The sequence below is a fragment of the Thioalkalivibrio sp. ALJ24 genome (assembly GCF_000377785.1).
Lineage (GTDB): Bacteria > Pseudomonadota > Gammaproteobacteria > Ectothiorhodospirales > Ectothiorhodospiraceae > Thioalkalivibrio.
In genome coordinates this window covers 79,716-96,960 of the sequence record NZ_KB898731.1, presented here as the reverse complement: position 1 = coordinate 96,960, position 17,245 = coordinate 79,716, and the positions used below count along the sequence as shown (strand labels likewise).

The 17,245-nt window shown below is 69.1% G+C and carries 14 protein-coding genes and 1 riboswitch; of the genes, 11 read left to right on the top strand and 3 right to left on the bottom strand.

The window, feature by feature from the left end; translation table 11 throughout:
- Nucleotides 1–9: 9 nt before the first annotated feature.
- The 3 genes from D571_RS0111295 to fnr all read right to left on the bottom strand — a co-directional run bounded on the left by D571_RS0111295 (nucleotide 10) and on the right by fnr (nucleotide 1,890).
- Nucleotides 10–579 carry a DUF2058 domain-containing protein gene (locus tag D571_RS0111295; protein WP_026287803.1) on the bottom strand — a complete coding sequence of 190 codons (570 nt, stop codon included), beginning with the start codon at nucleotides 577–579 and terminating at the stop codon, nucleotides 10–12.
- Nucleotides 580–686: 107 nt separating this feature from the next.
- The gene (locus D571_RS0111290; RefSeq protein ID WP_018936798.1) at nucleotides 687–1,169 is read right to left on the bottom strand and encodes a DUF2390 domain-containing protein; all 483 of its coding nucleotides are present in this window, start codon (nucleotides 1,167–1,169) and stop codon (nucleotides 687–689) included.
- Nucleotides 1,162–1,890 (bottom strand): fumarate/nitrate reduction transcriptional regulator Fnr, encoded by a 729-nt coding sequence (gene fnr / locus D571_RS0111285; protein WP_018936797.1) that lies wholly within the window; start codon nucleotides 1,888–1,890, stop codon nucleotides 1,162–1,164. The genes D571_RS0111290 and fnr overlap by 8 nt, the downstream gene beginning before the upstream one ends.
- Before the next feature lie 228 nt (nucleotides 1,891–2,118).
- Between fnr and D571_RS0111280 the strand changes: the two genes are divergently transcribed.
- The 11 genes from D571_RS0111280 to cobA all read left to right on the top strand — a co-directional run bounded on the left by D571_RS0111280 (nucleotide 2,119) and on the right by cobA (nucleotide 17,231).
- A complete protein-coding gene (locus D571_RS0111280) occupies nucleotides 2,119–3,351 on the top strand; it encodes a cyclopropane-fatty-acyl-phospholipid synthase family protein (RefSeq protein ID WP_018936796.1) in 1,233 nt (410 codons plus the stop codon).
- Between the two features lie 122 nt (nucleotides 3,352–3,473).
- Complete coding sequence (locus D571_RS0111275) at nucleotides 3,474–5,369, top strand: hypothetical protein (protein ID WP_018936795.1); 1,896 nt, start codon at nucleotides 3,474–3,476, stop codon at nucleotides 5,367–5,369.
- Nucleotides 5,370–5,423: 54 nt separating this feature from the next.
- A riboswitch (cobalamin riboswitch) is annotated at nucleotides 5,424–5,675 on the top strand.
- Between the two features lie 125 nt (nucleotides 5,676–5,800).
- Nucleotides 5,801–7,696 carry a TonB-dependent receptor domain-containing protein gene (locus D571_RS0111270; RefSeq protein ID WP_018936794.1) on the top strand — a complete coding sequence of 632 codons (1,896 nt, stop codon included), beginning with the start codon at nucleotides 5,801–5,803 and terminating at the stop codon, nucleotides 7,694–7,696.
- A 4-nt stretch (nucleotides 7,697–7,700) separates the two neighbouring features.
- On the top strand, nucleotides 7,701–8,267 hold the full coding sequence (locus D571_RS0111265) for a cob(I)yrinic acid a,c-diamide adenosyltransferase (protein ID WP_018936793.1): 567 nt from the start codon (nucleotides 7,701–7,703) through the stop codon (nucleotides 8,265–8,267).
- A 189-nt stretch (nucleotides 8,268–8,456) separates the two neighbouring features.
- The gene (locus tag D571_RS0111260) at nucleotides 8,457–12,911 is read left to right on the top strand and encodes a cobaltochelatase subunit CobN (RefSeq protein ID WP_018936792.1); all 4,455 of its coding nucleotides are present in this window, start codon (nucleotides 8,457–8,459) and stop codon (nucleotides 12,909–12,911) included.
- Between the two features lie 35 nt (nucleotides 12,912–12,946).
- Nucleotides 12,947–13,387 (top strand): MotA/TolQ/ExbB proton channel family protein, encoded by a 441-nt coding sequence (locus D571_RS0111255; protein ID WP_018936791.1) that lies wholly within the window; start codon nucleotides 12,947–12,949, stop codon nucleotides 13,385–13,387.
- Nucleotides 13,384–13,683 carry a DUF2149 domain-containing protein gene (locus D571_RS0111250; protein ID WP_018870223.1) on the top strand — a complete coding sequence of 100 codons (300 nt, stop codon included), beginning with the start codon at nucleotides 13,384–13,386 and terminating at the stop codon, nucleotides 13,681–13,683. Before D571_RS0111255 ends, D571_RS0111250 begins: the two co-directional genes overlap by 4 nt.
- 53 nt (nucleotides 13,684–13,736) lie before the next feature.
- Nucleotides 13,737–14,345 carry a cob(I)yrinic acid a,c-diamide adenosyltransferase gene (cobO, locus tag D571_RS0111245; protein WP_018936790.1) on the top strand — a complete coding sequence of 203 codons (609 nt, stop codon included), beginning with the start codon at nucleotides 13,737–13,739 and terminating at the stop codon, nucleotides 14,343–14,345.
- Nucleotides 14,346–14,420: 75 nt separating this feature from the next.
- Complete coding sequence (locus D571_RS0111240) at nucleotides 14,421–15,020, top strand: Uma2 family endonuclease (protein ID WP_018936789.1); 600 nt, start codon at nucleotides 14,421–14,423, stop codon at nucleotides 15,018–15,020.
- A gap of 70 nt (nucleotides 15,021–15,090) precedes the next feature.
- Nucleotides 15,091–16,419 carry a cobyrinate a,c-diamide synthase gene (locus D571_RS0111235; protein ID WP_018936788.1) on the top strand — a complete coding sequence of 443 codons (1,329 nt, stop codon included), beginning with the start codon at nucleotides 15,091–15,093 and terminating at the stop codon, nucleotides 16,417–16,419.
- Nucleotides 16,416–17,231, top strand: coding sequence for a uroporphyrinogen-III C-methyltransferase (gene cobA, locus D571_RS0111230; RefSeq protein WP_018936787.1), 816 nt, complete (start codon nucleotides 16,416–16,418; stop codon nucleotides 17,229–17,231). Before D571_RS0111235 ends, cobA begins: the two co-directional genes overlap by 4 nt.
- Nucleotides 17,232–17,245 lie beyond the last annotated feature (14 nt).

The following is a 17,245-nucleotide window of genomic DNA, read 5'->3' as shown; positions in this document are numbered from 1 at the left end:
CGGGCGTCCTCACCACATCAGGTCGTCGGGCACCACGTAATCCGCATACGGGTCGTCGGCGGCCGGTTCGGCGTCCGCGGCTTCCTCGGCCGGGATGACCAGCGGCCACTGCGGATCGCGCTCGCGGATGCGGTCCGCCGTCTCGCGCGGCACCACGCGAAAGCCTGCCTCGGGGCGGTGATCCAGCCCGGCGATCGCCGCGCGCCCGTCCACCAGCTGGCGCCGCAGTGCGGGTGTCACCGGCAGGCTGCGGATTCGCCCTCCCTGCTGGAAATGGTAGTCCTCGGCGTCGTTGCCGGTGGGCACCGGGTACAGGTTGGAGCTGACCAGTTCGCGCAGCTGTGCGGTCAGCGCCTTGCGCGCGGCTCGGGCCTGACGTTCCTCGTTCTTGCGCCGCGAGCGCTCGGCCTGTTCCGCCTGACGCTGCTCGGCGGCGGTGGGCTCGGCCGCGGCCGGCGCGGCCTTCTTCGGCTTTTTGGCCTTTTTCTTGCCCTTGTGCTGCTCGCTGCGAGCCTTCTTGACCTGCTTTTCGTCAACCAGTCCTGCCTTCAGGAGCTGGTCGCGCATTGCGTCGGACATGTTCGATCGCCGTCTGGCTGAGTGGAACCCTTCAGGATAGCCGGAACTGCGAGCCGCGTGCAGGGGGGGCGGCCCGGGCGTGGTCGGTGCTTTTCCGGTCCGTCCGGTCAGGTGGGATCCGGGACCGCCGCGAGTTCGGCGGAGCCGCTGGCGCGTTCGTCCGGCGGGAGTTCGGGCTGGAGATGGCCGAGGCGCGCCTCGATGGTGTCCGCGCACGCGCGTCGGTGCGGGCCTGCAACGGCGATCGGGGGCGGGCATTCCTGCAGCAGGTGCAGCGCGCCAAGCCGCTCCGCGCTCAGTTCCAGATCCAGCAGGGCACGGTAGAGGGCATGGCGTTCGGGGGTGTGCAGGTGGCGACGCAGGCGCCGGATCCGGGTGGTCGCGCGGGCGCTCCAGTCGCGCGCGCGGGTTCGCAGCCGTGCCAGTTCGTCCGATGTCAGTGGCCCGGGGTGCCAGGCGGCGAACAGCACAAGAATGACGTCGGCGTCGTGGTGGTCCTGCCACTGCAGCAGCCGGCGGCGCAGTGGCGGGTGGGCCCAGACGGTTTCGGCAAACGCCCAGAACTCGGGCGCCGGGTGGCCCTCAGGCACTGCTGGCGGCGGAGACGCTCACCCCGGCCGTGGTGCGCAGGGCGTCCAGGTCGGGGATGTGCAGGTCGCGGGTATGCAGTTCGATCAGTCCCTGACGCCGCATCTGCGTGAACAGCCGGCTGATGGTCTCCTGGGTGAGCCCCAGGTGATTGGCGATCTCCGCGCGCGACATCGGCAGGATGAAGCGGTTGGCGGCCAGGCCGCGCGCCTGGTGGCGTTGCGACAGTGACAGCAGGAACGTAGCCAGGCGCTGTTCCGCGCTGCGTTGCCCGATCAGTGCATGCAGGTTCTCCTCGCTCGCCAGGCCGCGGCTCATCACCCCCATCAGGTGTTGCCGGAACGTGGGCAGGCGCCCGGACAGGTCGTCTACCAGTGACCACGGCACCGCACAGACGCTCGTGGATTCCAGCGCGATGGCGGTGACCGGGTGGGATCCCTGGTGGATGGCGTCCAGCCCCAGGAGTTCGCCGGCCAGCGCGAAGCCGGTGATCTGTTCGGTCCCGTCGTCGCCCATCAGCACCGTTTTCATCGCGCCGGTGCGCACTGCGTACAGGTATTCGAACGGCGCGCCCATCGCGAACAGCGTGCTGCCCTTCTCGATCGGACGGCGTTGCTGCACGATTTCGTCGAGCTGCCACAGCTCGGTATCGGGCAGTCCCATCGGCAGGCAGAGCTGACGCAGGGTGCACTTTTCACAGGCTTGGGCCGGGCGCAAGGTCATGGCTCGAGGGTAGCCCGTTTGCGTCAATGTGGAAAGGCGTTGCGGATTTTCGCGGCGCGACTTGCGATGGCGGTGTTTGCTGGATGCACTACGCTTGATGCGTTGGTACAACATGCGTTGTGCAGGCCCGCTGCACTGGACGGCCTTACAGGCAGGATTTAGACTCAGTATAAAAATGGCCGGACACGGATGCGTGCCGGATACCGGGGAATCGGGGGGCAGCAGGTAATGATTGAACGGATGCTGGACGAGCATGTTCGCTACGGCACGCTGTTGCTGCGTCATCCGGACGGGAGCGAACGGCGGTTTGGCCAGGGGGGTCCCGAGGTGGTGCTGCAGGTGCACGAGGCGAATGCCCTGCGGCGCATCGCGCGGGATCCCGGCTTCGAGCTGGGGCAGACCTACATGGAGGGGCTGTGGTCGCCCGGTCCGGAGGGGCTGCGGGTCTTCCTGGACATGACCATGCGCAACTTTGCGCCGATGTTTCGCAAACGGGTCGGATTCCTGACCCGCACCCTGCGGGGGCTGGTGGAGCAGGGCAATCGCGTGGCGCGCAGCTATCGCAACATCTCCCATCACTACGACGTGGACGAGTGGCTGTTCCGGCGCTTCCTCGATGACGGCATGTTCTACAGCTGTGCCTACTTTGCCCGCCCGGACATGAGCCTGGAGGAGGCCCAGAAGGCCAAATGCGAGGTCCTGCGCAGGAAATTGTGCCTGGAGCCGGGCATGCGCGTGCTGGACATCGGCTGCGGCTGGGGCGGGCTGGCGATGCATCTGGCCGAGCATGCGGACGTTCAGGTCGACGGCATCACCCTGTCGCGCGAGCAGCTGCGGGTGGCGCAGGAGGAGGCGAAGCGCCGGGGGCTGGAGGACCGCGTGCGTTTCCTCTATCAGGACTATCGCGAGCACGAAGAACGCTACGACCGCATCGTCAGCGTCGGCATGTTCGAGCACGTCGGCCAGCCCAACTACGGCACGTTCTTTCAGCGGGTCAATGATCTGCTCAATCCGGATGGCATTGCCGTGCTGCATACCATCGGACGTCAGGGGCCGCCGGGCACCTCCAATCCCTGGCTGAAGAAGTACATCTTCCCCGGTGGTTACACGCCGGCGTTGTCCGAGGTGACGGGGGCGCTGGAGCCCACGCCGCTGCATACCACCGACATCGAGGTGTGGCGCCTGCACTACGCGGAGACTCTGGCCGAGTGGTACCGGCGCTTTCAGGCGGTCCGTGACGAGGCGGCCGACTACTTCGACGAGCGCTTCTGTCGCATGTGGGAGTTCTACCTGGCCAGCTGCGAGGGCACGTTCCGCTGGTGGGGGCAGGTGGTGTTCCACATCCAGATGGCGCGCCGGCAGGACGCCGTGCCGTTGACCCGCGACTATCTCTGCGGCCTGGAGGATCCCGGGACTTCCTCGGTCCCGCCTGCGGAAGAAGGAATTTCTTCTCCGCGGTGAAGTGCCGCGCCGAACCTCCCGCGGGCGCTACGGTCCAGACGTGATTCCCGCGTTTGCGCACGGCGGCGCGCGGGGTTTTCGCGCTTTACACTGACCGGCGAGTCCGGGGTCGGGGAGTTGGGGTGTTCCGCCTTTTTCGTCAAAAGAAGTCCGGGGCCTCTGGCGCCGCCGAACCACAGGAGTCGAACCAGGATCAGGTCCTGATCGAGGCCGCCGGTCGCAGCCGCATCACCGAGGTGGCGACCAGCGCGCGCAAGGTGCCGTGGTCGCTGAACCTGTTGCAGCTGCTGTGGGCCGCCGGTCCGGTGACGTTCCTCGCGATGCAGGGGGGGTATTTCCTCGGTTTCGGCCATGCGGCCCCCACCCAGAACTTCGTCTTTTTCGCCGTCTACACCCTGCTGTTCGGGGTGATCGGTCTGGTTGCGCGTTTCGTCGCGGATGCAACCCGCGGTCGTCGCCAGGAGCGTTCGCAGACCCAGCTGCGCAACACCATCGATCTGCTGCCGGATCTGCTGTTCGCGACCCGCGACCTGGCCATGGGCGAGATGACGCCGGACGTACGGCGACGGCAGGCCGCGGGGGTCCTGCTGCACGAGGTCGAGGTCTCGCCGGAGGCGGTGGCCGTGGCGGTGCGCGAGATGACCGGCGATTCGACCCTGGCCTCCACCGCGGAACAGATCGAGATCTTCCGGCGCCTGGGCCTGCATGCCCGGGTGACCGATCTGGTGGATGCCACCGCCGACGCCCGCATGGCCGCGCTGGAACGGCTGCATGCCGAGGATTCCGATCTGGCCGAGCTGCTGCGCGATCGCCTGCGCGGGATCGCGCCCACGCGCGAGGACGGCGTACGGCGCGTGGACCAGTTCCTCGAACGCCTGTTCTCCGCGGCCGATGCCGATGATCTCTCGCGCTGCACCCTGGATGACGTGCAGGCGATCTTCGTGCTCGCCTTCGAGCTGGTGAACGGGCGCCAGATCAAGCGGCTGAGCTTCGAATGGTCCGGCCCCTGGCAGCTGGGGCGGGCGCTGGACCGGCTGGAGTACCAGGGCAATCGTTTCCGCGTGGCCCAGGCCGCCGTGATCAGTCGCCTGCGCTCGCTGGCGATGTTGCTCGCACACAGCGAAACCAGCGGCATTACCCAGCAGCATCTGCGCGAACCGCTCCCGGTGCTGGGGCAGCAGGTGCTGGCCGGATTGCAGGCGCTGCTGGAGGCCGCGCCGGACGTCAAGAGCCCGGACGGGCGCATTCTCGGGGCCGCCATGTCGCAGGTCGAGGAGCTGCGAGAGGCGCGTGACCGGCTGATGCAGGCGCAGAGCCGCTATGCGAACGCCGTGGAACGCTGGGAAAATCTGCGCCGGCGCGAACGCGACCGCAAGGGCGATCGGCGCTGGCAGAAGCGTTCGGCGCGGCGCATCCGCGTGTCGGAGGAGCTGATCGAGCTGGACGACGACCAGAAGATCCGGCTGGCGGATGGCTTCTGCGACTATCTGCAGGAGCTGCAGATCCGACGCGAAGGCGATTTTATCCATTTCGGCAACAAGCCGCTGGACAGTGATACCGCCAAGCGCATCGGCATCCAGCTGGCGCTGCTGCTGGATCCGCTGGTGGATCTCACCAACCCCAGCATCCAGCGCGCGATCTACGCCAGTCCGGCGGCTTATCTCGGCGGGCTGTACGTCGGCATGAGCGCCGATGCCAAGGCCGGGCTGGGCTCCGCCATGGTGCGCATGGTCCGCCAGGACCTCGGGCGTGCGGCCGAGTGGCTGGCCCTGCGTCTGACCCGGGTCTACCACCTGCCGCTGACCGATGGCATGCGCGGCTTTCTCGAGAGTCACTACGGGGCCAATCCCGAGCGTCTGGAGATGCTGGCGCAGAATACCGGCGACGAATCGCAGCCGGTGGCTCTGCGCGCCGAGCGTTCGCCCGAGTTCGACACGATGCTGCAGGACCGGCAGTGGGGTCGGCTGCTGCGGCGGGGCGCCCGTTACCGCCAGGCGGAGGAGGCGCGCCAGAACTGAACGTCGCGCGGCATGCCGGACCTGCCGGGTGGAAAATCAGCCATCCCTCATGTAGTCTTCGCCCCGTTCCTCGGTGCCTCGGCGGTCCCCCGCCGGGTTAAACGGGAAGTCCGGTGAGCGCCCTGGCGCGAATCCGGCGCTGCCCCCGCAACGGTGATCGAGCGCGGATCCGGGCCGGAATCCTTCGGCCATGGATCCCGGAGGCTGGCGGCTCAAGGCCACTGTGTCACGGACACGGGAAGGCGCCGCCGGCCGGGCATGCCCCGCTCGTCAGCCCGGAGACCGGCCGGGGAATGGTCGTGCGGCACGCGGAGGGCGTGCGAGACGGATGGCCGTTCCCTCCCGGGAATGCGTTGTCGTCTTCTCCCTCGCGCCAGCACGATCCCCGTGAACCAGCGGCGTGCGGGCGGCTCGCCGGGAGATCCGAAGACATGAAACGCAGCATTCTTTCCGCCGCCATCGTGATGGCGGCCTCCCCGACTCTGGCCGAAGAGGCACCGGACAGCGGTGCCGTGACCCTGGAGCCCGTGCAGGTCACCGCGACCCGCCTGAGCCAGACCGTGGACGAGGCCCTGGCCTCGGTGACGGTCATCGACCGCGAAGAGATCGAGCGCCTGCAGCCGCGCCAGTTCACCGATCTGGTGGAAGGGCGCGCCGGGGTCTCGGTTTCCAGCGCCGGTCCGTTCGGCAAACAGTCGAGCGTGCGCCTGCGCGGCACCGAATCCGACCACCACCTGATGCTGATCGATGGCGTGCGCATGGGGTCGGCGACCAGCGGAGGCGCCAGCTGGAGGTTCTTGCCACCCGAGGAGGTCGACCGCGTGGAGATCGTGCGCGGGCCGCGCACTTCCATCTACGGGTCCGATGCGATCGGCGGGGTGACCCAGATCTTCAGTCGCGAGGGCGAAGAGGGACCGCCGCGCGTGAACGCCTTCTTCGGGCTGGGCTCCTTCGGTACCCGCGAGGCCGGAGCCGGGATCGCCGGCGGCACCGAACGCACCCGCTACAGCCTGTCCCTGAGCCGCTACGACACCGACGGCATCAACGTCCAGGACGATGTCGGTGATGATGACCCCGACGGCTATGACAACACCTCGCTGGCGGGCAAGCTGTCGCACCGTCTCACCAATGGGCTCGAGTTCTTCGGCAACGTGCTGTATTCGGAGGGCCGCTCGGAATACGACGCAGATGAATCCGATCCTGCCAATCCTGTCGACATTCTGGGACCGTACGATCGGGCGTATACGGATTTCGTGCATGCCGCGTTGCGGGCAGGCGTGCGTATTCCCGTGACCCGCCATTGGGACACGGAAGTCACGCTCGGGCAGTCGCGGGATGAGAGTGACGACGTGACCGAAGGCGGCGTCCTGGGCGGCGGTGTTGACCGTTTCGACACACGGCGGGATCAGGCGGCCTGGCGCAATGATGTCCGCGTCGGGGAGCGCACCGACCTGATCGCCGGGGTGGATGCCTACGAAGACCGGGTTGACGGTTCGACGGATTACGACGAGGACTCGCGCTACAACGTCGGCGTGTATTCGGTCCTGCGCACCGAGATCGGCAACCACGACCTGGAAGGCTCGCTGCGCTACGACGATAACGAAGAGTTCGGCGACAAGACCACCGGGCAGGTCGCCTGGGGTCTTCAGGCGACGGATGCCCTGCGGCTACGGGCCAGCTATGGCACGGCGTTCAAGGCCCCGACATTCAACGACCTGTATTTCCCCGGATTCGGCAATCCGGACCTGGATCCGGAAGAGTCGGAAACTTTTGAACTCGGTGCGAGGTACTCGGCCAGTCTTGCATACGTGGATGTTTCAGTATTTGAAACGAACGTAGATGACTTGATTCAAAGTCGTTGTGTGGTGAATTGCGATGACGGCAACCCGGACACGGATATAAACGAGCCTCGCAACGTCAGGGAAGCGCGCATTCGCGGTCTGGAGCTCGAAGGTGGCCACGATCTGGGCCCGTGGAATTCGCGGGTCTCGCTGACCCTGCTGGATACCGAGGACCGGGATACGGGGAACGAGCTGGCGCGCCGGCCTCCGGTCTCGGCGCGTTTCGACCTGGACCGTCAGTTCGGAGACGCTTCCCTGGGCGGCACAATCCGGGCCCGGAGTCGCAGCTATGACCGCGGCGACAACGAGACGCGCCTCTCGGGCTACGGGACCCTGGATCTGCGCGCGGCTTATGAACTGGATCCGGAATGGACGGTCGAGGGCTCCCTCACCAACGTCTTCGATCGGGATTACGAGACCCAGGGTGGCTACAACAACCCCGGCATGGGCGCGTTCGTGAAACTGCGCTATCAGCAGCAGAGGTAAGGTCATGGGCAATCGACTTTCGAAGATCGCGACCCGCACGGGTGACGAGGGGCGTACCGGTCTGGGTGACGGTTCGCGCGTGGACAAGGACTCGCATCGCGTCGAGGCCTTTGGTGACGTGGACGAGCTGAACAGCGTGATCGGGCGTGTGCTGGTGCACGAGCTGCCCGAAGACGTTCGGGGTTCCCTCGCCCGGGTGCAGCACGAGCTGTTCGATCTGGGCGCGGAGCTGGCGGTGCCGGGGTATCAGGCGCTGCCGGAGGCGTCGGTGGAACGCCTGGATGTCGAGCTCGAAGGCTTCAATGACGAGCTGCCGCCGCTGGAGGAGTTCATCCTCCCGGGCGGCGGCCCGGCCACCGCGGATTGCCACATTGCCCGCACCGTCTGCCGCCGCGCCGAGCGGCGGCTGGTCGCGGTCAACCACCACGAGGCCCTGCGGCCGAGCTCGCTGGCCTACATCAATCGTCTGTCGGACCTGCTGTTCGTGTTCTGCCGCGTGCTGGCGCGCCACGAGAACGGCTCCGAGGTCCTGTGGCAGCCCGCCGCGCGGCGCGAGGCCTCCGGCGGCTGATTCTGCCAGCGGCACCGTGACGGCGGATCCGCGACGGCCCCGATCGACAGTAATGCCGCGACGCTGACGCGACCCGCGGCCGCTCCCCTTTTATCCACGCTCCGTCGGGACGCCTCGCGTGTCCCGGCCGCCGTGTGTGCACGAATCCGGGTGTTGAAGATGAGTACATGGAAAAAACGCTACCCCCTGTTGCTGGCGCTGCTGCTGCCGGGGGTTCCGTCGGCGGACACGGACCCGTCCCCGCATATCCTCGGCATCGTCTCGGACCGCTCCGCCGCCGAGGTCACGGCCGGGGCCCACCGTTTCCTCGAGGCCTTCCCCGAGTCCGAGGTGCGCCTGCGCACCCCGGAGCAGCTGGCCGACAAGGATGACTCCGAGGTCACCGCGTTGTGGGACGACGCGGACGCCGTGCTGGTGGCGGCGGTGCTGGGCGACGAGGTCGGCCGGCTGACGCGGCTGCTGCGCGAGCGCGGCCCGGACGCCGAAGTTCCGCTGCTGGCGATCAACAGCGATCGGGAGCTGACGTCCCTGTCGCGCCTGGATGGCGAGCAGCCGCTGGCCGGTCTGGAAGACGACGAACGGACCGAGCTGGCGGAGAACCCGGATGCCGACGAGGATCCGCGCGAACACCTGCGGGAGCAGCGGCAGGCGTTCCCCGAGCAGGCCGACTGGCTCACCGGCCGGGCGTATTATCAGGGGCGTACGCCGGAGAGCATGGAGGGTCTGATGCGCTGGCTGGCCGCCGAGGCCGGCCACGACATCGACGTGCCGCAGCCGGATCCGCGCGAGACCATCCGTTTCTACCACGACGGCCACGCGGTGGATGACGCCGCCGCAATGGAGCTGGACGAACGCCCGGCGGTCGCCCTGCTGGACCTGGACACCGGCGACCGGCCGGGCGACCGTGCACTGCTGGACGCCGCCTGCGACGCGCTGGAATCGCGCGATCTGCAGTGCTTCGGCGTGCTCGCGCGCTGGGGTGGCGCCAGCCGGCAGGCGGTGGAGGACCTGGCGCAGTCGGCCGCACCCGCCGATCTCGCCGGCATCGTCTCCCTGCAGGACTTCGTGATCGGGGGCGGCGGTAACCGCGAGGCGGTTGCCGGGGCGCTGGGCGAGCTGGACGTGCCGGTGGTCAAGGGGCTGCGCCTGGCCTCGCGCAGCGAGGACGAATGGCGGGTCGCACATGACGGCGTTCCCCGGGACAGCGTCCACTACCAGGTGGCCATGCCCGAACTGCAGGGCGTGAGCCAGCCCACGGTGCTGGCCGCCGCCGGCGAGCCCGAGATCGACGACCGCACCGGCGTGCGCCTGATGCTCTCCGAGCCGATCCGGGAACGGGTCGACGCGGTGGCCGAACGCATGGCCCGCTGGCAGCGCCTGCGCGAGCGCTCCAATGCCGACAAGCGCGTGGCCATCGTCTATTACAACCATCCGCCGGGGCGCCACAACATCGGCGCCGACAAGCTGGATGTCCCCGAGTCGCTGCTGGAGACCCTGGATCTGCTGCGCGACGCGGGCTACGACACCGGGGATCACCCGGAAGATGCCGAGGCCCTGCTGGACGATATCCAGGACCGCGGCGTCAACCTGCCCGAACAGGCCGACGCGGCCGCCGACATCGCCGACCGCGTGGCCAGCCTGGATGCGGAGACCTATCGTTCTTACTTCGAGACCCTGCCGGACACCGTACAGGCCGAGCTGGTGCACGGTCCGGTGGGCTATCTGCACGAGCGGCTGCTCAAGGCCCGCGAGCTGGGCGCGACCGACGCCGCCGAGCGCGCGCTGGAGAACGGCATCGGCGACCTGCGCCACATGGTGCAGAACCACTCGCACGATGCACAGGAGCGTGCGCAGTCACTGATCGATCAACTGGAGCGCGAATGGGAGGCGCTGCTGGACGGCGGCGGGGATCTGGCGCAGGCGGAATCCCTGCGCGATGCCCTGACACGCACCGGCATCCCGGGCCTGAGCGGCTGGGGCGAACCCCCGGGCGAGGCCATGACCCATGACGGGGCGATGCATTTCCCCGGGATCGAATACGGCAACGTGTTCATCGGCCCGCAGCCGCCGCGGGGCTGGGAGGTCAGCGAGCGCCTGCTGCACGCCAACACCACGTTCCCGCCCACCCATCAGTACGTGGGCTTCTACCACTGGCTGCGCGACCATTTCGAGGCGGACGCGCTGGTCTACATGGGGCGCCACTCCACCCGCGAATTCCTGCCGCGGCGCCGCGCCGGGCTGGCCCCGGACGACTATCCGGAACTCCTCGGCGGCCCGTTGCCGGTGCTGTACCCCTACATCGTCGATGGCGTGGGCGAGGGCATCCAGGCCAAGCGTCGCGCCCAGGGCGTGATCATCAGCCATCTGACGCCGGCGCTGGCGACCACCGAGCTCTACGACGACCTGCTGGAACTGCGCCAGCTGGTCGAAAGCTATGAGGCGAGCACCGATCCGGACTCGCCGACTCAGGCCCGGGCCGCGGACACGCTGCTGGAACGCATCGAGGAGCTGGGTCTGAGCGAGACCATCGAAGAGGCGATGGCCGATCATGACCACGACCACGACCATGATCATGGACACGAGGACGATGGTGACCACGGTCATGAGGAGGACCGGGAGCATGGTCATGACCGCGAGCACGACCATGGCGATGATCACGCTCACGGGCATGACCATGACTCGGCTCACGAGGGTGGCCTGGCGGACCTCGACGAGGAGCTGATGGTCCACGACATCGGTCACTGGGTGACCGACATGCAGGAGGAGCACATGCCCCTCGGGCTGCATGTGCTGGCCCGCGACTGGGATGGCGAGGCCGTGGACACCATGCTCGACTCCATGGCCGGCGACGCGGAGCCGGACGCGGCGATGCGCGAAGACCTGGAGGGCTCGCCCGCCAATGAGGGAGCGAACCTGCTGGCCGGGCTCGAGGGCCGCTTCGTGCCGCCGAGCCGCGGCAACGATCCGGTGCGCACCCCGGATGTGCTGCCCACCGGGCGCAATTTCCACGCCCTGTCCTCCGATCTGGTGCCCACTCGCATCGCCTGGAGCCTGGGCCAGGACCTGGCGGCCGATGCCCGCGAGCAGGGCGACCCCGAGGCCGACGGCAGCGAGGCCGTGGTGCTGTGGGCCTCCGACACCGTGCGCGACGAAGGCGTGATGGTGGCCTTCGGACTCGACATGCTGGGGGTCAAGCCCGACTGGAACAGCCGCGGGATCGTCGAGGGCCTGAAGCTGATGGATCTCGACGAGGCCGATCGTGAGCGTCGGCGGGATGCCCTGTTCACCACCTCGGGCCTGTTCCGCGACCTCTACGAGGATCAGCTGGCCTGGCTGGACCAGGCCGCGCGCCTGGCGCTGGACGGCTCGTCGAAGACCATCCGCGCCGAATATCCCCACCTGGACGAAGCGCTGGACGTGGCCCTGAAACCCCTGAGCGAGGACCTGAGGGATCCGGGCCGGGAGCCGCTGGAGCGCAACGACGTGGCGAGCCAGTGGGTAGCCGATACCCGGGCGCTGAAATCCGATGGCGTGGAGGCGGCCGAGGCCGGCCGTCAGGCGGCGCTGCGGGTGTTCGGCACCGCGCCGGGGGCCTATGGCGCCGGGGTGAACCGTCTGGCCGACCGCTCCGGGGCCTGGGAGGATCGGGCCGAGCTGGCCGACGCCTATGCCCGGCGCATGGGGCATGCCTATGGCGCCGGGACCCGCGGCGAGCCCGCCCACGAGGCCTTCGATGCACGTCTGGAAGGCGTGGGCCGCACCTATCTGGGCCGCGCCAGCCATCTCTACGGCCTGCTGGACAACGACGACGGCTTCGACTTCCAGGGCGGTCTGTCGGCCGCGGTGGAACACGCCCGCGGAACCCCGCCGGACAATCGCATCCTGCAGCATGCCGACCCCGACAACCCGCGCGTGGAGAGCCTGCAGCGCGCGCTGATGACCGAGCTGCACGGGCAGAACCTGAACCCGCAGTGGATCGAGCCGCTGATGGACCACGGCTATGCCGGGGCGCGGACCTTCACCGCCGATTTCGTCAACAACCTGTGGGGCTGGCAGGCGACCAGCCCCCACGTGGTCGGTTCCGAGGTATGGGACCACGTACACGACGTCTACCTGCAGGACCGGCACGACCTGGGGCTCGACGAATTCCTGGAAGACGGCCACAAGGTGCACGTGAAGACGCACATGCAGGCCACGCTGCTGGTGGCCGCGAGCCGCGAGTTCTGGGATGCCGACCCCGAGGTCCTGCAGGCGCTGTCCGAGGACTTCGCCGAACTGGTGGCCGAGCACGGCCTGCCCGGCAGCGGTCATACGCGGCCGGATCATCCCGTGCTCGACGAAGTCGCCGAACGTCTGGACGACGCGGAACTGGCCGAGGCCTTCGAGGCCGTGCGCGAGGCCGCGCAGATCGAACGCGAGCCCGCCGAGACCGACCCGGCGCGTATGGCCGAGATCCAGCCGCTGGAACAGCCGGATGCCCGCGAGATGCAGGAGGCCCCGGAGCCGGCCGAGGTCGAGGCGGTGGAGGCCGAGGATGGCCGCGAATCGGGCGAGGCACAGGCCATGCAGTGGATCCCCTGGTTGGTCTCCGGGGTGCTGTTCGTGCTGCTGCTCGGAGGCATCGTTGCCGGCCGGCGCCGTTAAGGAAGCGCTGAACAAAGATTGATGAGGTAACGCGAATGTCGTTCTCGATCACGATGGAACTGATGGACACGGTGGTGAGCTGGCTGCTGGAGCCGGTGATCATCGCCCTGCTGGTGCTGGTCGCGGTGGCCGTCTGGGAGCTGGGACAGGCCATCGGCGAGCGTACCGGCGGCGTGCGGCGCCTGGAGGCCAGCGGCAATGCCGAACGCCTGGCGTTCCTGGCGCGGCGGCGCATCGACCGTGCCGATCTGCTCGCGCGCATCGGCCCGATGCTGGGGCTGATGGGGACGCTGATCCCGCTGGGACCGGGTCTGGCGGCCATGGGCCGGGGCGAACTCGACGTACTGGCGCAGGCGGTGACCGTGGCGTTCAACACCACGGTCCTGGGCCTGCTGATCGGTATCCTCGGTTTCCTGCTCGGCCGCCTGCGCCGGCGCTGGTATGACGGGGCGATGGAACGCATGGAGGCGGCATGAGGGTCCCGCACTACCGTGCCAGCCGGTTCGACGCGCCGGACGAGGAACCCATGGGGCCGCTGGCCAACCTCGCGGACATCATGCTGGTGTTCGCGGTCGGCCTGATCGTGGCCCTGGTGGCCGCCGACGACGGACTGGAACAGCAGGAAGCCGGTGGCGTGGACGTCGAGGCCGGCGAGGAGGTTCCCGAACTGCCCGACGGTGCCGGCGAGGCCGGCTCCGGGTTCGAATCCATGGGCCAGGTCTACCGCGACCCGGAGACCGGCCGCATGCTGCTGATCGAGGGTGGCGACTGAGTACACCCGAGCCGGCCGCCCGATGGCCGCAAACCCAATCGAGGAAAAGGACCATGAGTGAACAGGACGAACGCGCGCGCCGCCACGCCGAGCGCATGGCGCGCAAGAAGGAAGTGGTGGACCGCAAGATCGCCGAGGCGCAGGAGGAACGCGGTGTGTTCCTGGTGCTGACCGGCAACGGCAAGGGCAAGAGCTCCTCCGGTTTCGGCATGGCGGCGCGTGCCCTGGGCCACGACATGCAGGTGGGCATCGTGCAGTTCATCAAGGGCCGTTTCGCCACCGGCGAGGAGGCCTTCTTCAAGCGCCAGGACAACGTGCAGTACTACGTGATGGGCGAGGGCTACACCTGGGAGACCCAGGACCGCGACAAGGACGGCGAGGCGGCGCGCGAGGCCTGGGCCCACGCCCGCGACATGCTGACCGATCCGGCCATCGACCTGGTGCTGCTGGACGAGCTGCACATCGCGCTGAAGTACGGCTATCTGGATGTCGACGAGGTGGTGCGGGACCTTACCGCGCGCCCCGAGATGCAGCACGTGATCACCACCGGCCGCGCGGCCCCGCAGGGCCTGATCGACGCCGCCGACACGGTGACCGAACTGCAGGTCGTCAAGCACGCCTTCCAGGCCGGCATCAAGGCGCAGAAGGGAATCGAACTGTGACACGGCGGACGCTGCGGGCAGCCATGGCGCTGCGCTACTATCAGGGGGACGACGGCCCGAACCGGAGACTCCAGCATGGGCAACCCGCAACCCGCACAGATGGATGCCGACGCCTTTCTGGCGTGGGAGGCCGAACAGCCGGAGAAGCACGAGTTTGTGGCCGGCGAGGTCTTTGCGATGGGCGGGGCCTCGGATCGGCACGTGACGATCTCGCTCAATGTGGCTTCGGCGCTGCGCGAATACCTGCGGGGCGGGCCCTGCCGGACCTTCATCGCGGACATGAAGCTGCGGGTGGAAGCGGCCGATGCCTTCTTCTATCCGGACGTGATGGTCACCTGCGATCCGCAGGACCGGGGGCGCGAGCAGTACAAGCAGGCCCCGCTGCTGGTGGTGGAGGTCCTGTCGCCGTCGACCGAGGCCTTCGACCGCGGGGCGAAGTTCGCCGCCTACCGTTCCCTGGCCTCGCTGCAGGAATACCTGATGATCGACCCGGCCAGCGGCGCGGTGGAGCTCTACCGGCGCGACCCGGAGGGGCACTGGGTGCTGTACACGCACGATCCACGCGATTCCATGGAGGATACTGTGGAGTTGCGCAGCGTCGGCCTGACACTGGAAGGCGGGCGCATCTTCGAGGACGCACCGCCGGATACCGAGCCCCCTATGAGCGAGGCCTGACCGCGCGCGGTCTTTGGCCGGACGGGCACCGGGCCCGGCAGGCGGCCGGCCTGCAGGCGGAGGTGTCGGCATGAGTGCCCCGGTGAGCTGCCCGGCCGCGTTCGTGGCGGCGCCGGCTTCGGGCCAGGGCAAGACCACGGTTACCGCCGCGATCGCGCGTTACCATCGCAACCAGGGGCGCCGGGTGCGGGTGTTCAAGACCGGCCCGGATTTCCTCGACCCGATGATCCTGGAGCAGGCCTCCGGGCATCCGGTGGACCCGCTGCACCTGTGGATGGTGGGCGAGGCGGCCTGCCGGGCGAAGCTGCATGCCGCCGCGCAGGATGCCGACCTGATCCTGGTCGAGGGTTCCATGGGCCTGTTCGACGGCGACCCCTCCGGCGCGGACCTGGCGGTCGCCTTCGGCCTGCCGGTGCTGGCGCTGGTGGATGCCGGCGGCATGGCCCAGACCTTCGGCGCCATCGTGCACGGGCTGGCGACCTACCGCCCGGAGATGCCACTGGCCGGAGTGATCGCCAACCGCACCGGCAGCCCGGGGCACGGGCGCATGCTGCGCGATGCCACCCCGGATGGCGTGCATTTCTTCGGCGCGATCCAGCGCAACGAGGCCCTGAGCGTGCCCGACCGCCACCTCGGGCTGGTGCAGGCCGGCGAGGTCGCCGACCTGGACGCCCGTCTGGAGGCCGCCGCGCAGGCGATCGCCGAGGCCGGGGTGACCGAGTTGCCGGCCCCGGTGGCTTTCGCCCCCGAAGCGGACGCCGGTGCGGAGCCCGACTCGCACTCCGGGACCGAACGGGCCCCGCGGCTGGACGGGCTGCGCATCGGCATTGCCCGCGACGCAGCGTTCGCCTTCACCTATCCGGGCAACCTCGAGTTCCTGCGTGCGCTGGGCGCGCGCCTGGAGTTCTTCTCCCCGGTGGCCGGCGACCGCCTGCCCGAGGTGGATGCGGTGTGGCTGCCGGGCGGCTATCCCGAGCTGCACCTGGGGGCACTGGCGGCCAACACCGGCCTGAAGGCGGACCTGGCCGCGCATCACGCGGCCGGCCGGCCGCTCCTGGCCGAGTGCGGCGGCTTCCTCTACCTGCTGGAAGAGCTGGCGGACCGCGACGGCCACGCCGCGCCGATGGCCGGTCTGCTGCCGGGGCATGCGCGTCTGGAGGACAAGCTGCAGGGCCTCGGGCTGCAGGCGGCGCCGCTGCCGGAGGGCGAGCTGCGCGGTCATACCTTCCACCACACCCGGGCCGAGGTCGGGCTGGAACCTGTCGCGCACTGCACCCGTGCCCGCGGCGCCGGTTCCACCGGCGAGGCGGTCTACCGCGACGGCCGGCTGACCGCCACCTACCTGCACGCCTGGTTCCCCTCCAATCCGGAGGCGGCCGCAGCCCTGTTCGCGTCATGAGCCGGGCGTTCACGGACAGCACGCCGGCCGCCGGCCGCGTGGATCTGGTCGGCGCCGGGCCGGGTGATCCCGGGCTGCTGACGCTGGACGCGGCCGCGGCGCTGCGCGATGCCGAGGTATTGCTGCACGACCGCCTGATCCCCGAGGCGATCCTCGCGATGGCCAGTCCGCAGGCCGAACGCTGCTACGTGGGCAAGGCGCGCGCCAACCACAGCCTGCGCCAGGAGGAGCTGAACGCGCTGATGATCGAACGCGCCCGCGAGGGGCGTTACGTGGTGCGGCTGAAGGGCGGAGATCCGTATGTCTTCGGCCGTGGTGGCGAGGAGGCGGCGGCACTGGCGGCGGCCGGCATCCCGGTGCGGGTCATCCCCGGCATCAGCGCGGCCGGCGGCTGCGCGGCGTTCGCCGGCATCCCGCTGACCCACCGCGATCATGCCCATCGCTGCCAGTTCGTGACCGCGCACCGGCGCAACGGCATTACCGAGCTGGACTGGGAGGCGCTGGCCGCCCCGCGACAGACAGTGGTGATCTACATGGGGCTGAACCCGCTGGCGGAGATCTGTGCCGGGCTGGTCGCCGCCGGCGCCCCGGCCACGCGGCCCGCCGCCATCATCGAGCACGGGACGCGGCCGGGGCAGCGCGTGGTCGCCGGCACCCTGGGAGACCTGCCCGGGCGCACCGCGGCGCTCGCGCTGGAGTCGCCCAGCCTGCTGATCGTGGGCGACGTGGTGGGCGAACGCGCCCGGCTGACGGGCGATGCTTCCGGGGCGCCCGCGATGGACCTCGGCGCGGTTGACGGGATCCATGGTTGAGCCCGTACCCGAGC

Coding starts and splice junctions, on each gene's coding strand:
- D571_RS0111295 (WP_026287803.1), bottom strand. CDS start 579: ATGTCCGACGCAATGCGCGACCAGCTCCTGAAGGCAGGACTGGTTGAC.
- fnr (WP_018936797.1), bottom strand. CDS start 1,890: ATGACCTTGCGCCCGGCCCAAGCCTGTGAAAAGTGCACCCTGCGTCAG.
- D571_RS0111280 (WP_018936796.1), top strand. CDS start 2,119: ATGATTGAACGGATGCTGGACGAGCATGTTCGCTACGGCACGCTGTTG.
- D571_RS0111270 (WP_018936794.1), top strand. CDS start 5,801: ATGAAACGCAGCATTCTTTCCGCCGCCATCGTGATGGCGGCCTCCCCG.
- D571_RS0111265 (WP_018936793.1), top strand. CDS start 7,701: ATGGGCAATCGACTTTCGAAGATCGCGACCCGCACGGGTGACGAGGGG.
- D571_RS0111255 (WP_018936791.1), top strand. CDS start 12,947: ATGTCGTTCTCGATCACGATGGAACTGATGGACACGGTGGTGAGCTGG.
- D571_RS0111250 (WP_018870223.1), top strand. CDS start 13,384: ATGAGGGTCCCGCACTACCGTGCCAGCCGGTTCGACGCGCCGGACGAG.
- cobO (WP_018936790.1), top strand. CDS start 13,737: ATGAGTGAACAGGACGAACGCGCGCGCCGCCACGCCGAGCGCATGGCG.
- D571_RS0111240 (WP_018936789.1), top strand. CDS start 14,421: ATGGGCAACCCGCAACCCGCACAGATGGATGCCGACGCCTTTCTGGCG.
- D571_RS0111235 (WP_018936788.1), top strand. CDS start 15,091: ATGAGTGCCCCGGTGAGCTGCCCGGCCGCGTTCGTGGCGGCGCCGGCT.
- cobA (WP_018936787.1), top strand. CDS start 16,416: ATGAGCCGGGCGTTCACGGACAGCACGCCGGCCGCCGGCCGCGTGGAT.